This is a genomic window from Pseudomonas sp. ArH3a, assembly GCF_022648765.1.
Taxonomy (GTDB): domain Bacteria; phylum Pseudomonadota; class Gammaproteobacteria; order Pseudomonadales; family Pseudomonadaceae; genus Aquipseudomonas.
The window spans coordinates 3,026,911-3,043,414 of record NZ_CP080330.1 but is presented as its reverse complement, the minus strand read 5'-3'; the positions used below and the strand labels follow the sequence as shown (position 1 = coordinate 3,043,414).

The window sequence follows — 16,504 nt, the reverse complement described above, 5'->3', positions numbered from 1 at the left end:
CGCGGCTAACCCGGCGTCCTGCCGGGTTACCCACGGATTCAAGCCTGCGTTCGGCCATCGTGGTTAACGGGGCGCCTAAGATCAAGATCAAAAGCAAGAGCACGGCGGCCTAGTAGCCGACCTGAGTGGTTGAAGCAAAAGCAGAGCAGAAGCAGAGCACCACCCTATCTAGCTGATGTAATGAGATCCCAATGTGGGAGCGGGCTTGCTCGCTCCCACAGTTTTGACCGAGTTCGACTGCCAGCACCGCAGTGCTCTGCTTTCTGTGGGAGCTGCAGTGCCTCTTAAATCAGGCCGGGAAGTTAGCCCGCAGCGCCTCAAGCCCACCGCTGTACACGCCGGCAAACAACTCCTCCACCGCCACGTCCGTAGTCCCCGCCGCCGGGGTAAACACGCCGGACCAGGTCACTTTCGCCGACGCCTCCGTCAACGCCTCAACCTGCAACGTCGCCAGGTAGGCACTCACCGGAAACGGCGACTGCTCAATGGTGTAGGTATAAGTGCGCGCCACGTTATCGAAGCTCTGCAAACGCTCAACCACGACGCCGCCATCTGCAGTTTCCAAATGACGCACACGCCCGCCGTCGCGCGCCTCGCTCTTGACGATCAACGGCAACCAATCCGGCAGCGCGTTAAAGCCACCGACCAATTGCCAAACCTGATCGGCCGAAACCGGTACTTCAATAACAGAAGAAGCTGTTGCCACAATAAATACTCCAACAAAGTAAAAAAATCAGATCGCCATGCTGTCGACAACACCACCGTCGACCCGTAACGCGGCACCTGTGGTTGCAGAAGACAGGGGTGAAGCAATGTACGCCACCAGGTTCGCCACTTCATCCACATTCGCCGCGCGCTGGATGATCGAGGTGTGCCGCGCATGATGCACAAACACGCCTGCCTCTTCCCGCGCGCTGCGCCCAGACTGGGCTGTGGCGCCTTTAAGCATCTGTTCCAGGCCATCGAAAAAGGTCGACCCCGGCAGAATTGCATTCACCGTCACCCCAGTACCCACCAACCAGTACCGAATAAGCCAACTGACACTCCGCTTGCGCGAGCAAGCCCACTCTTACATTTGGATCGCGGCGCCTCAGCTAACCAGCTCCCGCAGCCGGAACCACAACATCCCCAGCGCCAGCAGCGGTGAACGCAAGGCCTTGCCGCCCGGAAACGTCATGTGCGGCACCTGGCTGAAGGTATCCAGGCCTTGGCTATGACCGGCATGAATGGCTTCGGCCAAAAGCTTTGCGCACCAGTGCGTCACGTTCAGCCCATGCCCGGAATAGCCTTGGGCATAGAAGACATTCGGGTATTGCTCGAGCCGCCCGACTTGGGGAAAACGATTGGCGGTAATGCCGATCTTGCCGCCCCACTGGAACTCGATGGCGGTACCTGCCAACTGCGGGAACACCTTGAGCAGCTTCGGTTGCATATAGGCGGCGATGTCCGCCGGGTCACGCCCGGAGTAATGGCAGGCACCGCCGAACAGCAGGCGGCGGTCAGCGGAAAGCCGGTAGTAATCCAACCCGACTTTCTGGTCGCACAGCGCCAGGTTCTGCGGGATCAGTTGCTTGGCGACGTCCTTTGATAAAGGCTCGGTGGCGATGATGTAGCTGCCCGCTGGCAGTACTTTGCCGCTCAAGCGTGGCTCCAACTCTTCCAGGTGTGCATTGCAGGCCAGCACTAACTTAGCGGCACGCACCGTGCCTGCGGCGCAGCGTACTTGCACGGTGTCGCCGTGGATCAGTTCGAGGACCTGGGTGTGCTCGAAAATCCGCACCCCGAGCGACTCGGCCAACTGGGCCTCGCCGAGTACCAGGTTCAGCGGGTGCAGGTGCCCGGAGCCCATGTCCACCAGGCCACCGGCATAGGCCGTCGAGCCGACCACTTGCTGCATGTCCTGCGGTTCGACCAGCCGCGTTTCATGCGCATACCCAAGCGCCGCCAGGCTCTGCTGTTCGCCCTTGAACGCGGCGAATTGCGCCGGGGTATTGGCCAGCTCGCAAAAGCCCCAACGCAAATCGCAGTCAATGCTGTGCTGACGAATACGCTCGCCCACCAGCGCCACCGAATCAATCCCGGACCGCTCCAGGTAACGCACGCCCTCCTCGCCTACATACTTGGCAAACCCCGACACGTCGTGGCCGATGCCGCGAATCAACTGCCCGCCGTTGCGCCCGCTGGCGCCCCAGCCGATGCGCCGGGCCTCCAGCAGAATCACCGAGAGCCCGCGCTGGGCCAGCTCAATGGCCGTGTTGACGCCGGTGAAACCACCGCCGATCACACACACATCGGCGCTGAGGTCAGCGCCCAGCGCTGGACGCTCGGGCATGGCATTCGCCGAAGCCCGATAGTAGGACTGAGCGTGGTCTTGGGACTGAGTCATTTATTGGTCTTCACTTTGCTCCAGGCGCGGGTCATCAGGCGCATGGTCGTCGGGGTCGGCGTGGTGGAAATATAGAGTTTGTCGAGCACTTCCTGGGAGGGGTAAACCTCAGGGTTATTCACCAGTTCCGGCGCCATGAAGGGTTTGGCGGCGGGGTTGGCGTTGGCATAACCCACCGACGCACTGACCTTGGCGATCACCTCAGGGTCGAGCAAATAGTTGATAAAGGCGTGGGCTTCTTTCAGGTTGCTCGCGTCGGCCGGAATGGCCAGCAGGTCGAACCACAGGTTGGAGCCCTCCTTAGGAATCGAGTAGGCGATATTCACGCCATTCTTGGCTTCCTTGGCGCGGTTGGCCGCTTGGAATACGTCCCCTGAATAGCCGAAGGCCACGCAGATATCGCCGTTAGCCAAGTCCGAAATGTACTTGGAGGAATGGAAATAGGTGATGTAGGGCCGCAGCGTCAACAGCTTGGCTTCGGCCTGCTTGTAATCCTCAGGGTTCTCGCTGCGCGGGTCCTTGCCCATGTAGTTGAGGATCGCCGGGAACAGTTCATCTGCCGAGTCGAGGAAGGCGACGCCGCACTCGTGCAGCTTCTTAATGTTCTCGGGTTCGAACAGCACCGCCCACGAGTCGATGTGGTCGACGCCCAGCACCTGCTTGACCTTGTCGACGTTATAGCCAATGCCATTGGTGCCCCACAGGTACGGCACCGAGTGCGCGTTGCCCGGGTCGTTGTTCTCCAGCAACTTGAGCAGCTTGGGGTCGAGGTTCTTGAAGTTGGGCAACTGCGAGCGGTCGAGTTTCAGGAACGCCCCGGCTTTCACCTGGCGCGCCAGGAAGTGGTTGGACGGCACCACCACGTCATAGCCGGTGCGGCCTGCGAGCAGCTTGCCTTCCAGGGTCTCGTTGGAGTCGAACACGTCGTAGATCACCTTGATCCCGGTCTTGGCCTGGAAGTCAGCCAAGGTGGTCTCGCCGATATAGTCGGTCCAGTTATAGACGCTCACCGTCGGCGCGGCCTGGCCGGCACTGCTGAACGCCGCCACCAGGGCCAGCGGGAGAAGCTTTTTCGCAAGACGCATATCGACACCCCTTTTAGTTTTTTAGACGCTCAACAGCAGGAACTCACGCTCCCAGGAACTGATCACCCGCTTGAAATTCTCATGCTCGGCGCGCTTGACCGCGACGTAGCCGCGCACGAACTTTTCGCCCAGGTACTGCTTGACCGTGTCGCAGTCCTCCATCCGCGCCAGGGCATCTTCGAGGGTGAACGGCAGTCGCAGGTTGCGGCGCTCATAGGCGCGGCCTTCCACCGGCGCGCTCGGCTCGATCTTTTCGATCATGCCCAGGTAGCCACACAGCAGACTTGCGGCAATCGCCAGGTACGGATTGGCATCGGCGCCCGGCAAACGGTTTTCCACGCGCATCGCCTCGGGGCTGGAAGTTGGCACGCGCAGGCCGACGGTGCGGTTTTCTTCGCCCCACTCCACATTGACCGGCGCCGAGGTGTCGGGCAGGAAGCGGCGGAACGAGTTCACATTCGGGGCGAACATCGGCAGCAGCTTGGGGATGTACTTCTGTAAGCCGCCGATGTGATGCAAAAACAGTTGGCTCATCTTGCCGTCGGCATCGACAAACACCGGCTTACCGGTGGCGATGTCCACCACGCTCTGGTGCAAATGCATGGCGCTGCCCGGCTCATCGGCCACCGGCTTGGCCATGAACGTCGCCGCCACGTTGTGCTTCAGTGCGGCCTCGCGCAGGGTGCGTTTGAACACGGTGATCTGGTCGGCCAGGTCCAGCGCATCGCCGTGGCGGAAGTTGATTTCCATCTGCGCCGGGCCGTCTTCGTGGATCAGCGTATCGAGGTCAAGGCCCTGTAATTCGCACCAGTCGTAGACATCTTCAAACAGTGGGTCGAATTCGTTGGCGGCGTCGATGGAAAACGACTGGCGGCCGGTTTCGGCGCGACCGGAGCGACCAACCGGGGTTTTCAACGGCAGGTCCGGGTCTTCGCAGCGCTGGGTCAGGTAGAACTCCATTTCCGGCGCGACAATCGGCTGCCAGCCTTGGTCGGTGTAAAGCTGCAGCACCTTCTTCAGCACGTTGCGCGGCGACAACTCGATGGGGTTGCCCTGCTTGTCAAAGGTGTCATGGATCACGATGGCGGTGGGTTCGATCGCCCAAGGGATGACGTACGTGGCGTTGGCCACCGGGCGGCAGATCATGTCGATGTCGGCCGGGTCGAGCAGGTCGTAGTAGACGTCGTCGTCGACAAAGTCCCCGGTTACCGTTTGCAGCAACACACTTTCCGGCAGGCGCATGCCTCGCTCATGCAGGAACTTATTGGTGGGCGCAATCTTGCCGCGTGCGATGCCAGTCAAATCACTGATCACGCATTCGACTTCGGTAATCTTGTGTTCTTTCAGCCAGGCGTGCAGCTGATCGAAGGGGGCGTTCATAAGGACCTCGTCATGGGTTGGATGATGCGCCGGCTTGTACTCCTGGCGCATTGAGGTCTATCTTGGGCCAGCCTTGTAACGGCATCTATCCACTTTGCACGCAGCACAACGCACCAATAGAGTGCGCACGGATCACCCATGACACAGGCAACAGCTTTGCGCGTACAGGCCTTCACCACCGGTGATGTGGCCGCTCAATGCAGTGCGACACCCGGTTGGGTGCAGCAGTACCAGCAGATGTCCCCGGGGCATTTTGCCGGGCAGGTTCGCTACCTCGACCTGCAAGGCGTGCAGGTGTACGAAGAGTGCATGAACACCCGCGTGGAACAGCACTTCAACGCACCGCCAGGCTCACTGGCGTTCTGTTTCGACGGCAGCGACAACGCGCTGTACATGCTCAATGGCGAAAGCCACAACACCTGGATCACCCCGGAAAACTACCGCGAAGTGGCGGTGGTGTTCGGCCCGCAGTTCGTGCAGCGCCATGGTTTGGATGTGGCCAAACTCGAGGGCCTGTTCATGGCGCCGCTGACCTGCCAGCAGAACGCGCTGTTCACCCGCTGGCTCAGTGGCACCCTCACGCGCTTGTCTGCGACCGTCGACCCGATCAGCCGCGATGCCCTCACCCAACAGTTGCTCGACGACTGCCTGTTCATCCTCGACAACGCCTGTGTGTGCCTGGACCGCAGCTCACTGCAACGGCGCAGCGAAGAACGCCGGTTGATGGCACGCATCGGTGAATGGGCGGCGGATGCGCCGGATGAAACCGTCAACCTGCTGGAACTGGCGCAGATTGCTGGCGTGCCGTTGCGCCAATTGCAGCAAGGCTTCAAGACCTACACCGACATGAGCCCGGCGCAGTGGTTGCGCTTGCGCCGCTTGAACGGGGCGCGGCGCGAGTTGCTGAGTTCAACGGACACTACCGTGGCGGAAGTGGCGATGAATTGGTCGTTCTGGCATTTGGGGCGGTTTTCCAATAGCTATCGGGCGTTGTTCCAAGAGCTGCCGAGCGAGACCCTCAAGCGCTCCAGCTGAAATGCAATCGCCCTGTGGGAGTTGGCTTGCCTGCGGTAGCCTTAGGTATCTACACAACTTTTTTACGGGTTGAGTGCTGGGGTTGTCTCCGGGCCGCTGAGTACATATCCGTTATTTGGGTAACGGCTGCTATGGGTTCCGCTCTTACAGCGGGTCACTTTTGGAAAAGAGCCCCAAAAGTAACCAAAAGGGCTCTTGCCCCACCACTCGGCACCTCGCCTAGGCTCGGTGTGCCCTCACGCAGGCTTTGGACCGTGGGCCGCCGCCATGGGCCATCCTTGGCCCATCGCGGCTAACCCGGCGTCCTGCCGGTTTACCCACGCTCCAAAGCCTGCGTTCGGCCAGCGTGGTTTTACGGGGCGCCTAAGATCAAGATCAAAAGCAAAAGCACGGCGGCCTAGTAGCCGACCTGAGTGGTTAAATCAAAAGCAAAACCGAGGCGGCCTGACAGCCGACCTGATCTCTGAAACTGAACTCAATCTAATGTGGGAGCTGGCTTGCCTGCGATGCAGACACCTCGGTCCATCAAGTACACCGAGTTGATGCCATCGCAGGCAAGCCAGCTCCCACAGAAAAGCAGAGCACTGCGGTCTGGCAGCTAAACTCGCTCCCACAGTTGGATCTCGGTACATCAGACAGAGAGTGTGCTGCTGTGCTTTTGCTGTGCTTTTGCCCTGCTTTTGCTTCTACCACTCAGGTCGGCTACTAGGCCGCCGTGCTCTTGCTTTTGATTTTGATCTTGATCTTGATCTGAGGCGCCCCGTTAACCACGCTGGCCGAACGCAGGCTTGAATCCGTGGGTAACCCGGCAGGACGCCGGGTTAGCCGCGATGGGCCAAGGATGGCCCATGGCGGCGGCCCACGGATTCAAGCCGGAGTGAGGGCATGCCGAGCCTAGGCGAGGCACCGAGTGGTGGGGCAAGAGCCCTTTTGGTTACTTTTGGGGCTCTTTTCCAAAAGTGACCCGCCGTAAGGGCCAGCCCTTTCAAGGTCTTTGGAAAAAGCCTCAAAAAATGATCATTTTTTGACCAAGAGAGATGCTGGCTGAACCAAATTCAACTCGTTTTTTTCTTAATTTCAGCCTGGAATTGGCGTAGGACGCGATTTAGGCAAAGACCTTGAAAGGGCTGGCCGTAAGGGCGGAACCAATAGTCGCCGTTACCGCAGCAACGGATATGTACTCAATCAACCCGAAAAAAATAGCCAGCCCAGAAGCAAGCCCCCTCGCCACAGGTCTACCAGGCCATCGCAGGCAAGCCAGCTCCCACCCGTGTTAGCGATGTGACAGAACCACTCTCAATAACTTGTAAAACCCCGTCGATCCACCTAGCTTATGCGCCCCCCGCCCTGCGCTTTAAGGCCTTGCCCCATGGTTTTGCGTTTTCGCCCCGTCGTCACTTCGCGTTTCGCCCTCGGCCTGCTGCTCAGCGGCGGTATCGGTAGCAGCCTGGCAGCTGAAATAGAACTGCCGGCAGTGAACGTCCAGGGTCAGGATGAATCGGGGTATCGCACCAACACCGCCTCGGTCGGTGGCTTCGATGAAGCGCCGTTGCTCGAAACGCCCGCCTCGATCACCGTGATCAACGCCGCCATGATCAAGGACCAGCAAGCCCGCCTGCTCAGTGAAGTGCTGCGCAACGACGCCTCGGTGGGCGACAGCTACGCCCCCATCGGCTACTACGAAAATTTTGTGGTGCGCGGCTTCTCGCTGAACGCGGCAAGCAGCTACAAGATCAACGGGCGCACCATCACCGGCGAGCAGAACGTCGCCCTGGAAAACAAGCAGCAAGTGGAAGTACTCAAAGGCCTGGCCGGTTTGCAAAGCGGGATTTCCGAGCCCAGCGGCGTGATCAACTACGTGACCAAGCGCCCAGAGGATGTGCGTTCGGTGACCGTGTCCACTGATGATCGCGGCAGCGGCTATGTCGCCACCGATGTCGGCGGTTGGTTTGGCAGCGAGCAGCAGTTCGGCCTGCGCGCCAACGTCGCCCATGAAGACCTCAATGCCTATGTGGAACACGCCAATGGCCAGCGCGATTTTGTGTCCCTGGCCTTCGACTGGAACATCAGCCCCGATGCGCTGCTGCAACTGGATGCGGAGTACCAGAACAAGCAACAGCGCTCGGTGCCGGGGTATCAGCTGTTGGGGGGAACCGAAGTACCGCATGGCGCGTCACCGAAAAAGCTGTTGGGGCACCAGAGTGGTTCCAAACAGGTCGGCATTGAGTCGCTGAACCTCAACGGCAAGTTCGAGTACCGCTTCAGTGATCAGTGGAAAGGCAGCGTAAGTGCGGCGCGCAGCAAGGTGGTGATTGATGATTACAGTTCGTTTGCCTGGGGCTGTTACTACGTAGGCAGCTGTAACGCCAACACCTTCAGCCCTGAGGGTGACTACGACATCTACGACTACCGCAGCCCCGACGACACCCGCCGCGACGATGAAATCCAGGCAGCCATGACCGGGCTGTTCGACACCGCAGGCCTGGGCCATGAACTGACCTTTGGCACCAGCGCGTTTCGCCGGGTGATCGACAAACGCGAAGCGGTCAACGAATACATCGGCAGCGGCAACATCAACGAAGACGCACCGACTTTCAAGCCTACCGATAAACCGCTGAACGACAGCCACCGCAACCTCGACAGCCGCCAGTACGGCCTGTTCGTCACCGACCGCATTCGTTTCAACGAACAATGGCAAACCATCCTCGGCGGCCGTGAAGTGCGCCTGGATGAAAAAGCCTTCGATGAGAATGGCAACGAAAATCGCCACACGCAGCAATACGTATTCTTGCCGCAAGCCTCGCTGATCTATAAGCCAGTGGAAAACATCTCGCTGTACACCAGCTACAGCAAGGGCCTGTCACTAGGCGGTACGGCGCCGTGGTTCGCCACCCATAAAGGCGACACCCTTGCCCCAACCGTCTCACGCCAAATCGAAGCCGGCGTAAAATACGACTGGCGCCGCATCAGCTTCGCCGCCGCCGTGTTCCAGACGCGCCAGGCTTACCAGTACTCCAAACCCGAAAATGGCAAGTTCAACTACGTGCAACAGGGCCAGCAAAAGAACACCGGGATTGAATTGTCGGCCAACGGCTGGGCCACCGACCGCCTGCAAATCGCAACCAGCGTGGCGGCGATTCGCGCGCGGGTGAACGGCAGCGGCACGCCGGATTACGAAGGCCATCAGGCGATCAACGTGCCCAAACTGCGCGCCAGCGTGTACGCCGACTACGCCCTGCCGTGGGTGAACGGGTTGGCCGTGCTCGGCGGCGTGCAATACAGCGCCAAGAAGTCCGCCAACCGCACCGGCAATGTTGAGGTCGGGGATTACGCGGTGGTCAATGTCGGCAGTCGCTACACCACCAAACTCGATGGCTATGAGACGGTGTTTCGCCTGAGCGTCGACAACCTGTTCGACAAGCGCTACTGGCGCGACGCGGGCGAATATATGGGCGATGACTACCTGTTCCAGGGCGCGCCGTTGACCGCACGCCTGAGCGCCACGGTCAACTTCTGAACACACGCGGCGCTGCCAGCCACAGCGCCGCCAGACCACAGATCAACAGGCTCCAACCCAGATCCTGGGCCCAGGCTACCAAGCTGAGCCCGGCACCGATCAGCAGGTAATACATCAAGCCAAACAGCGCAGCGGCGGTGCCCAGCCGGTCGCGATAGGCGACCAACGCGGCCCCCAACACATTGGGAATCGCCATGCCGAACGCCAACACCACCAGCAACATCGGCCCTACGAATAACCAGCTGTGCTGCAGCAGCAGTACCAACAAACCACCCAGCACCGCGATAGCTGCAGCGGTCAGCACCAACTGCTCACCGTTCATGCCGCGCTTGAGCAAGCGCGTGTTCAGCCACGCGCCAAGCCCTGACCCCAGCGCCAGTAGCACGCCGCTGTAGCCGAACTCGGCGGCAGACAACCCCTGTCGCGCGAAGATAAACGGGCCCACGCTGTAATAGCCGAACAGTGCAATATTGAACGCCGCCACCAAGCCGACCGAACGCCATATTCCCGCGTCCCTGAGCATCAGGCCCAAGGTCTGGGGCAGCGATGCCGTCGGCAACGATGCAGGCCGCGTCTCGGGCAAGGCCCACAAGCACCAACCCCACAGCGCCAGTGCAAGCAGCAGCAAACCGGTGAGCACGCCGCGATAGCCAAAGTACTGCACCAGCGTCGCGCCACTGAACAGACCCAGTGCCGGGCTGGCAGCCAGGGCAATGCCCATCAGCGAAAACACCTGGGCCAGTTCGGCGCCATGGTAGCGGTCGCGCAACAGCGTCTGCGTGACGACCGAACCCACGGCCGCGCCAAACGCCGCCAAGGCCTGGGCCAGCAGCAAAGCGTTGAACGTGGTCATTTTCAAGGCCAGCGCCGAGGCGCCAACGTACAGCGCCAACCCGGCCAACATCACCGGCCGCCGCCCCCAGCGATCACACAGCCGGCCCCACACCACGACGCCAAAGGCGAACGCCAGGAAGTACACCGACAGTGTCTGCCCTGCCCGTTCAGGCCCGACCGCAAAGGCCCGGCCGATGTCACCGAGGGCCGGGCTATACAGCGTTTGGGCCAGTTGCGGAAACATCAGCAACGCCATCGCCAGCACCAGCAGGTTTTTAACGTTCATCACTCACTCCCATTTAACAGCGCAAGGAGTGTAAGGACTGGCGACTGGGGTATTATCCAAACTTCGACAGTTTATCCATCGAATCGGACAACCTATGGCCTGGCTCTCCGCCACCGCATCTTTCGATCCCGACCGCTTGACGGCCCCGGTCATCGGCATCGCCGCACTGCTTGGCGACCATGACTCCGGCCTGCACCGGCACCAGCGTGGGCAACTGTTGTTCACTCAGCAAGGCTGCACCCGTATCACCCTGGACAACCAACTTTGCCTGCTGCCGCCTACGCGCGCGGCGTGGATACCCTGCGGCGTACCCCATCGCGCGGTGATGCACAAAACCGTGGATTACCGTTCGGTGTATGTGAGCCCGGCGTTGGCCGAGCAATTGCCGAAACAGGTACGGGTGATCGAGGTGAGCGCCTTGTTGCGCGCGGTGCTGGAACCGATGGCGATGGCGCCCTTCGAGACCGACTGGCAGGCCGGCCGGTACGCCCATTTGTTGGGGCTGTGCCTGGACGAAATCCAGGCTGCTACCGAGCAACCGATGCTCCTGCCCTTGCCGCAGGACAAACGCCTGGCACCGTTGCTGGTCGATCTCCAAACGCTGCCGCCCACCCTGCAAGAGCTGGAAAAGCAGATTGGCGCCAGCGCCAAGACCATCGGCCGGATTTTCCTGCGGGAAACCGGCCTGGGGTATCAGCAATGGCGCCAACAGTGGCGTTTGATGCGGGTCATCGAACTGCTTGCGAGCGGCCGGAGCCTGGGCTACTGCGCTTTCGAGTTGGGCTTTGCCAGTGACAGCGCGTTGATCGCTTTTTTCAAGGGCATGACCGGCACCACGCCACGCGGGTATTTCAAGTCACGCTGAAGGCTCACTTGGGCATCTTGCGAAAGCCCACAGCCAGGCGGTTCCAGCTGTTGATGGTGGCGATGGCCACACTCAGGTCGGCTACTAGGCCGCCGTGCTCTCGCTTTTGATCTTGATCTGAGCCGCCCCGTTAAACCACGACGGCCGAACGCAGGCTTGAATCCGAGTGGTGGGGCAAAGACTTTTTGGTTGCTTTTGTGTCTTTACAAAAGTGACCCGCCGTAAGGCCGGAACCCTAAGCCGCCGCTACCGCAGCAACGGATATGTACCCAATCACTCCGGCAAAGGAATCACCCGCAACCGCCGCACCGACTTATACGAAAAACTCGAATAAATCTCCTTAACACAAGGCAACGTCTGCAACACCTCCCGCGCAAACTCCCCAAACGACTCCAGATCCCGAGCCACCACCTCAAGCAAAAAATCATACCGCCCCGACACGTTATGGCACGCCACAATCTCGGGAATCTCCAACAGCCGCTGCTCAAACGCCCGAGCAATTTCCCGCGTATGACTGTCCATCATGATGCTGACAAACGCCGTCACCCCATACCCCAATGCCTTGGGCGACAGGATCGCCTGGTACCCACTGATCACCCCGCTCTCCTCCAGGCTCCGCACTCGGCGCCAACACGGTGAGGTGGTCAGGGCCACCCGGTCAGCCAACTCCGCCACGGTCAGACGGGCATTGCCTTGCAACGCGTTCAAAAGAGCCTTGTCAGTGCGATCAAGATTGACGGGCATATCTTGCCTCTACTCATTATTTTTATGGACGTTCCATCCCTTAACGCGGGAAATATCGGCAAACTTTGCAACTTTCTTCCTTGGTTATGAGCATAGCATTGTAGGAAATAAGGAGCGCCCGACATGAACAATAAACATAATGCATTCGGCTTTTCCACCCGCGCCATCCACCACGGCTATGACCCCAAAGACCACCACGGCGCCCTCGTTCCGCCGATCTACCTGTCCGCCACCTTCGCCTTCCCCACCGCCGAATACGGCGCCGCCTGTTTTGCCGGCGAAGCCAGCGGCCACTTCTATACACGCATCTCTAACCCAACCCTGGCCCTGCTGGAAACGCGCATGGCCGCCCTGGAAAACGGCGAGGCTGCCGTGGCCTTCAGCTCCGGCATGGGCGCGATTGCCGCGACGTTCTGGACCCTGCTGCGCCCTGGCGATGAAGTGATCGTCAGCCAGACCCTCTACGGTTGCACCTTCGCCCTGCTGCACCATGGCATTGGCGAGTTCGGCATCAAGGTGCGCCATGTCGACCTCACCGACCTGGCCGCCTTACGTGCGGCACTCTCCCCCGCCACCCGCATGATCTACTGCGAAACCCCAGCCAACCCCAACCTGCGTCTGGTGGACATTGCCGCCGTGGCCGAACTTGCGCACCAGCAACCGAATGTCACGGTGGTAGTCGACAACACCTACTGCACGCCTTACCTGCAACGCCCTCTGGAACTGGGTGCCGACGTGGTGGTGCACTCAGCCACCAAGTACCTCAGCGGCCACGGCGATATCACAGCGGGTATCGCCGTAAGCAGCCAGGCCCTGGCGCAACGCATCCGCCTGCAAGGGCTCAAGGACCTGACCGGCGCGGTGATGTCGCCACAGGATGCGTCCTTGCTGATGCGCGGGCTCAAGACGTTGGCGCTGCGCATGGATCGCCATTGCAGCAATGCCCAGGCAGTGGCCGAAGCTTTGCAGGCGCACCCGGCCGTGCAGTGGGTGACCTACCCCGGGCTGCGTTCTTTCCCACAGTACGAACTGGCGGCGCGGCAGATGAAGCAGTCCGGCGGCATGATCGCCTTCGAACTCAAGGGCGGGATTGAGACCGGGCGGCGCTTCATGAATGCCCTCAAGCTGTTCACCCGCGCGGTGAGCCTGGGCGATGCCGAGTCACTGGCCCAGCACCCGGCGAGCATGACCCATTCCACCTACACCCCGGAAGAACGCGCGCAACACGGTATCAGTGAAGGCCTGGTGCGATTGTCGGTGGGGCTGGAAGACATCGCCGACCTGCTGGCGGATGTGCAGCAGGCGCTGGCCAAGTGCACCCGCGCCGCCCCGCGTCAGGCGATGATAGAAGAGCACGCAGTAAAATAAGGCCTACATGCCAAGTAATACTTTCCCACACACGGTGTGTCGGACAGGTCCGACCATCGTTATGCGCTTTTAATCTGATTTTTCCAGATTGGATCCCCCTCAGCTCGCAATGCTGTACTAGCATAGGTCTCGGCGGGGGGATTATCACCGTAGGTTATTCACCCTAGTTACCTTATTAAACCCCGTCGCTATAAGGCTGAATACCTGCACTCGAAACTCATGGAAGAACTGATGAACTCACACCTGTTCCCACATATAGGCAAGGTCATCGCCAGCACCGGCAGTCGCCACTTCCCACGTATGCTGCATGACCTCATCCTTACCCAACTGGCAGTGGACGCTACCCATATCACGCAGCTGCGGGTGGGTGCCGAAGGCCATAACCGCCGCCGGATCAGCCCGGTCTACACCGATTCGGTAGTGGCCTTAGGCGCAGAACAACCGGCAGCCCAACTGCACCTCACGCGCCGCAAGGACGATGTAAGCTACGTGTTGTCGGTGTACCGCTCGCACCAGTCGGAAAGTTTTTCGCCGCAAGAACGCAGCATGCTGCAGGACTTCTCCACGCTGCTGCTGCCGATGGTGGAAAAACACATCACCGCGATCCAGCCGTGCCGCCAGAACAACGACCCGGCAATGCCGGAAAACCAGGGCATCGAAACCCTGCGCCGACGCATTGAAGAACGCCTGGTGCAATCGGGGCTGACCTTGTCCAACCGCGAACTCGAGGTGTGCGTTGGTCTGCTAGCCGGGCGCACTGCACCGGAGTTGGCGGAGCAACTGACGCTGAAGGTCAACACCATCGAGAGTTACCTCAAGCGCGCCGCAATCAAGCTGGGGATCAGTGGGCGGCATTCGTTATTGCGGTGGATGTATGCGACTGAGGAAGGAACGGTCACAATCCTCTGAATCACCAAAAAACCCTGTGGGAGCGGGCTTGCTCGCGAATGCGGTGTGTCAGCGCCAAATGTACTGCTGACCCACCGCTTTCGCGAGCAAGCCCGCTCCCACATTTGATCTAAAGTGTCAGTGATACCTGATCCAGTCAGTCCCGTGCCAACGCCTCAATCGGGTCCAGCCGCGCCGCATTCCTGGCCGGCACAAAGCCAAACACAATGCCGATCAGGGTCGAGCAGGCAAACGCGGTCACGATCGAGCCTAAGGAAAACACCATCTCCCACTCCTTCACAAACAACGAAAACAGATAGCCGATCGCAAAGGACAACGAGATCCCGATCATCCCGCCGATCAAGCACACCATCACCGCCTCCACCAGAAACTGCTGGCGGATATCCGACTGACGCGCCCCCACCGCCATGCGAATGCCGATCTCGCGGGTACGCTCGGTGACCGACACCAGCATGATGTTCATCACCCCGATGCCGCCCACCAACAACGAGATCACCGCGATCAGCGACAACAGCAGCGCCAGCGAGCGGCTGGTTTTCTGCACCGTCTGCATGATGCTGTCGAGGTTATTGGTGAAAAAATCCTTGGTGCCATGGCGTTGCAGCATGAGCTTATTGACGTTTTCTTCCACCACCTTGCTCGGCTGGCCGTCCTTGATACGCACGGTGATGCTGTCCAGATGGCGCTGGCCCAGAAGGCGTCCGGCCGCGGTTTCGTAAGGCACCCACACGTTCAGCGCCTTGCTGGCGGCGAACATGTTCTTATTGTCGGCGGTCACACCAATCACCGTGCACGGCAGGTTGCCGACCAGGATCACCTGGCCCAACGGGTCCACATTCGGCCCGAACAGGCGATGCCGGGTGTTGTGGTCGATCACCACCACCTGCGCCTGGCGCCGCGCGTCGTTTTCGCTGAAGGCAATCCCGGCTTCCAGCTTCAGCCCTTTGACTTTGAAGTAGCGGTCGCTGACACCATTGACCTGTGCATCCAGGTCGATATTGCCAAAACGCAGCAGCAGGTTACGCCCCACCACCGGCGTGGCACTGTCGACGTAATACAGCTGATTCAATGCCTCCACATCCGACGGCATCAGCGTCTCGATGGCTGACGCGCGGCTGTCACCAAAACTGGTACCGGAAAAGATGTCGATGGTGTTGCTGCCGATGGCCTGGATGTCCTTGAGCACATAACGCTTGGCACCTTCGCCGATGGCCGAGATCGACACCACCGAGGTGATACCGATGACGATACCGAGCATGGTCAGCAAGGTGCGCATGCGATGGGAAATCAGCGCGACCCAGGCCATGTTGAACGCTTCCTTGAACAAACCCAGGCTCGCCACCAACCGTCGGGCGCCGCTGCGCCGGGTCTCGATGGGCGCCTCAGTGGGCGCGTCCAGCCCGACACGGTCATTGGCCTTGTCGCTGACAATCTCGCCGTCACACACCTCGACAATGCGCTGGGCATTCGCCGCGACCTTCGGGTCGTGGGTCACAATAATCACCGTGTGCCCGGCGGCGTGCAGCTCGGCTAGGATGCGCATCACCTCCTTGCCGCTGTGGGTGTCGAGGGCACCGGTGGGCTCGTCGGCGAGGATCACCTCACCGCCGTTCATCAACGCGCGAGCAATACTCACCCGCTGTTGCTGCCCACCGGACAACTGGCTCGGCCGGTGACTGGTGTGCCCCGCCAGGCCCAGGCGCGTGAGCAAATCGCGTGCGCGGCTGTGGCGTTGCGCCTCGGGAGTACCGGCGTAAATCGCCGGCATTTCCACGTTGTGCAAAGCACTCAGGTGCGCGAGCAAGTGGTAGCGCTGGAAGATAAAGCCGAAGTAATCGCGGCGCAGTTCCGCCAGTTGCTCATCGCCCAGCGAGCGAGTTTCGATGCCATTGATCTTGTAGCTGCCGGCAGTGGCGTAATCCAGGCCGCCAAGGATGTTCATCAGCGTCGATTTACCCGAGCCGGAAGCGCCGATAATCGCGAGCATTTCCCCGGCGTGAATGGTCAGGTCGATACCCTTGAGCGCAATGAACTCGCGCTCGCCGGCCATGAAACTGCGGGTGATGCCCTTGAGTTCCAACAGTGGCTGGGTCAT

At 60.3% G+C, this 16,504-nt stretch carries 12 protein-coding genes and 2 pseudogenes; 5 read left to right on the top strand and 9 right to left on the bottom strand.

Features of this window, described 5'->3' with window-relative positions:
* Nucleotides 1-289: 289 nt before the first annotated feature.
* From K0P33_RS13880 to K0P33_RS13860, 5 genes and pseudogenes are all read right to left on the bottom strand, one after another.
* Entirely contained in the window at nucleotides 290-706 is a 417-nt protein-coding gene (locus K0P33_RS13880) for an SRPBCC family protein (RefSeq protein WP_242155752.1), read from the bottom strand.
* Nucleotides 707-733: 27 nt separating this feature from the next.
* Nucleotides 734-1,018, bottom strand: a pseudogene (locus K0P33_RS13875) (SDR family oxidoreductase); the annotation flags it as partial.
* 72 nt (nucleotides 1,019-1,090) lie between these two features.
* A complete protein-coding gene (locus K0P33_RS13870) occupies nucleotides 1,091-2,386 on the bottom strand; it encodes an FAD-binding oxidoreductase (RefSeq protein WP_094953820.1) in 1,296 nt (431 codons plus the stop codon).
* Nucleotides 2,383-3,471: a polyamine ABC transporter substrate-binding protein gene (locus K0P33_RS13865; protein ID WP_242155750.1), complete on the bottom strand. Its 1,089-nt coding sequence runs from the start codon at nucleotides 3,469-3,471 to the stop codon at nucleotides 2,383-2,385. Before K0P33_RS13865 ends, K0P33_RS13870 begins: the two co-directional genes overlap by 4 nt.
* A 21-nt stretch (nucleotides 3,472-3,492) precedes the next feature.
* Nucleotides 3,493-4,851 (bottom strand): glutamine synthetase family protein, encoded by a 1,359-nt coding sequence (locus K0P33_RS13860; protein ID WP_094953823.1) that lies wholly within the window; start codon nucleotides 4,849-4,851, stop codon nucleotides 3,493-3,495.
* 138 nt (nucleotides 4,852-4,989) lie between these two features.
* Between K0P33_RS13860 and K0P33_RS13855 the strand changes: the two genes are divergently transcribed.
* Together K0P33_RS13855 and K0P33_RS13850 are read left to right on the top strand one after the other, a co-directional pair.
* A complete protein-coding gene (locus K0P33_RS13855) occupies nucleotides 4,990-5,886 on the top strand; it encodes a helix-turn-helix domain-containing protein (protein WP_242155748.1) in 897 nt (298 codons plus the stop codon).
* 1,369 nt (nucleotides 5,887-7,255) lie between these two features.
* The gene (locus K0P33_RS13850; protein ID WP_242155740.1) at nucleotides 7,256-9,403 is read left to right on the top strand and encodes a TonB-dependent siderophore receptor; all 2,148 of its coding nucleotides are present in this window, start codon (nucleotides 7,256-7,258) and stop codon (nucleotides 9,401-9,403) included.
* On the opposite strand, the gene K0P33_RS13845 is transcribed toward K0P33_RS13850, so the two are convergent.
* Complete coding sequence (locus K0P33_RS13845) at nucleotides 9,393-10,523, bottom strand: MFS transporter (protein ID WP_094952729.1); 1,131 nt, start codon at nucleotides 10,521-10,523, stop codon at nucleotides 9,393-9,395. The two genes, K0P33_RS13850 and K0P33_RS13845, sit on opposite strands and share 11 nt — an antisense overlap.
* Before the next feature lie 94 nt (nucleotides 10,524-10,617).
* Here K0P33_RS13845 and K0P33_RS13840 point away from each other — a divergent pair, with 94 nt between their 5' ends.
* Nucleotides 10,618-11,388 carry a helix-turn-helix transcriptional regulator gene (locus K0P33_RS13840; RefSeq protein WP_242155738.1) on the top strand — a complete coding sequence of 257 codons (771 nt, stop codon included), beginning with the start codon at nucleotides 10,618-10,620 and terminating at the stop codon, nucleotides 11,386-11,388.
* Nucleotides 11,389-11,392: 4 nt separating this feature from the next.
* On the opposite strand, the pseudogene K0P33_RS13835 reads toward K0P33_RS13840, so the two are convergent.
* Together K0P33_RS13835 and K0P33_RS13830 are read right to left on the bottom strand one after the other, a co-directional pair.
* Nucleotides 11,393-11,467: pseudogene (locus K0P33_RS13835) on the bottom strand (carboxymuconolactone decarboxylase family protein); the annotation flags it as partial.
* Between the two features lie 194 nt (nucleotides 11,468-11,661).
* Nucleotides 11,662-12,132: an Lrp/AsnC family transcriptional regulator gene (locus K0P33_RS13830; RefSeq protein WP_094952731.1), complete on the bottom strand. Its 471-nt coding sequence runs from the start codon at nucleotides 12,130-12,132 to the stop codon at nucleotides 11,662-11,664.
* A gap of 123 nt (nucleotides 12,133-12,255) precedes the next feature.
* On the opposite strand from K0P33_RS13830, the gene K0P33_RS13825 reads away from it, so the two are divergent.
* A complete protein-coding gene (locus K0P33_RS13825) occupies nucleotides 12,256-13,500 on the top strand; it encodes a methionine gamma-lyase (protein ID WP_242155736.1) in 1,245 nt (414 codons plus the stop codon).
* 231 nt (nucleotides 13,501-13,731) lie between these two features.
* A complete protein-coding gene (locus tag K0P33_RS13820; RefSeq protein ID WP_242155734.1) occupies nucleotides 13,732-14,409 on the top strand; it encodes a helix-turn-helix transcriptional regulator in 678 nt (225 codons plus the stop codon).
* A gap of 136 nt (nucleotides 14,410-14,545) precedes the next feature.
* Here K0P33_RS13820 and K0P33_RS13815 read toward each other — a convergent pair whose 3' ends face one another.
* The gene (locus K0P33_RS13815) at nucleotides 14,546-16,504 is read right to left on the bottom strand and encodes a MacB family efflux pump subunit (protein WP_094952734.1); all 1,959 of its coding nucleotides are present in this window, start codon (nucleotides 16,502-16,504) and stop codon (nucleotides 14,546-14,548) included.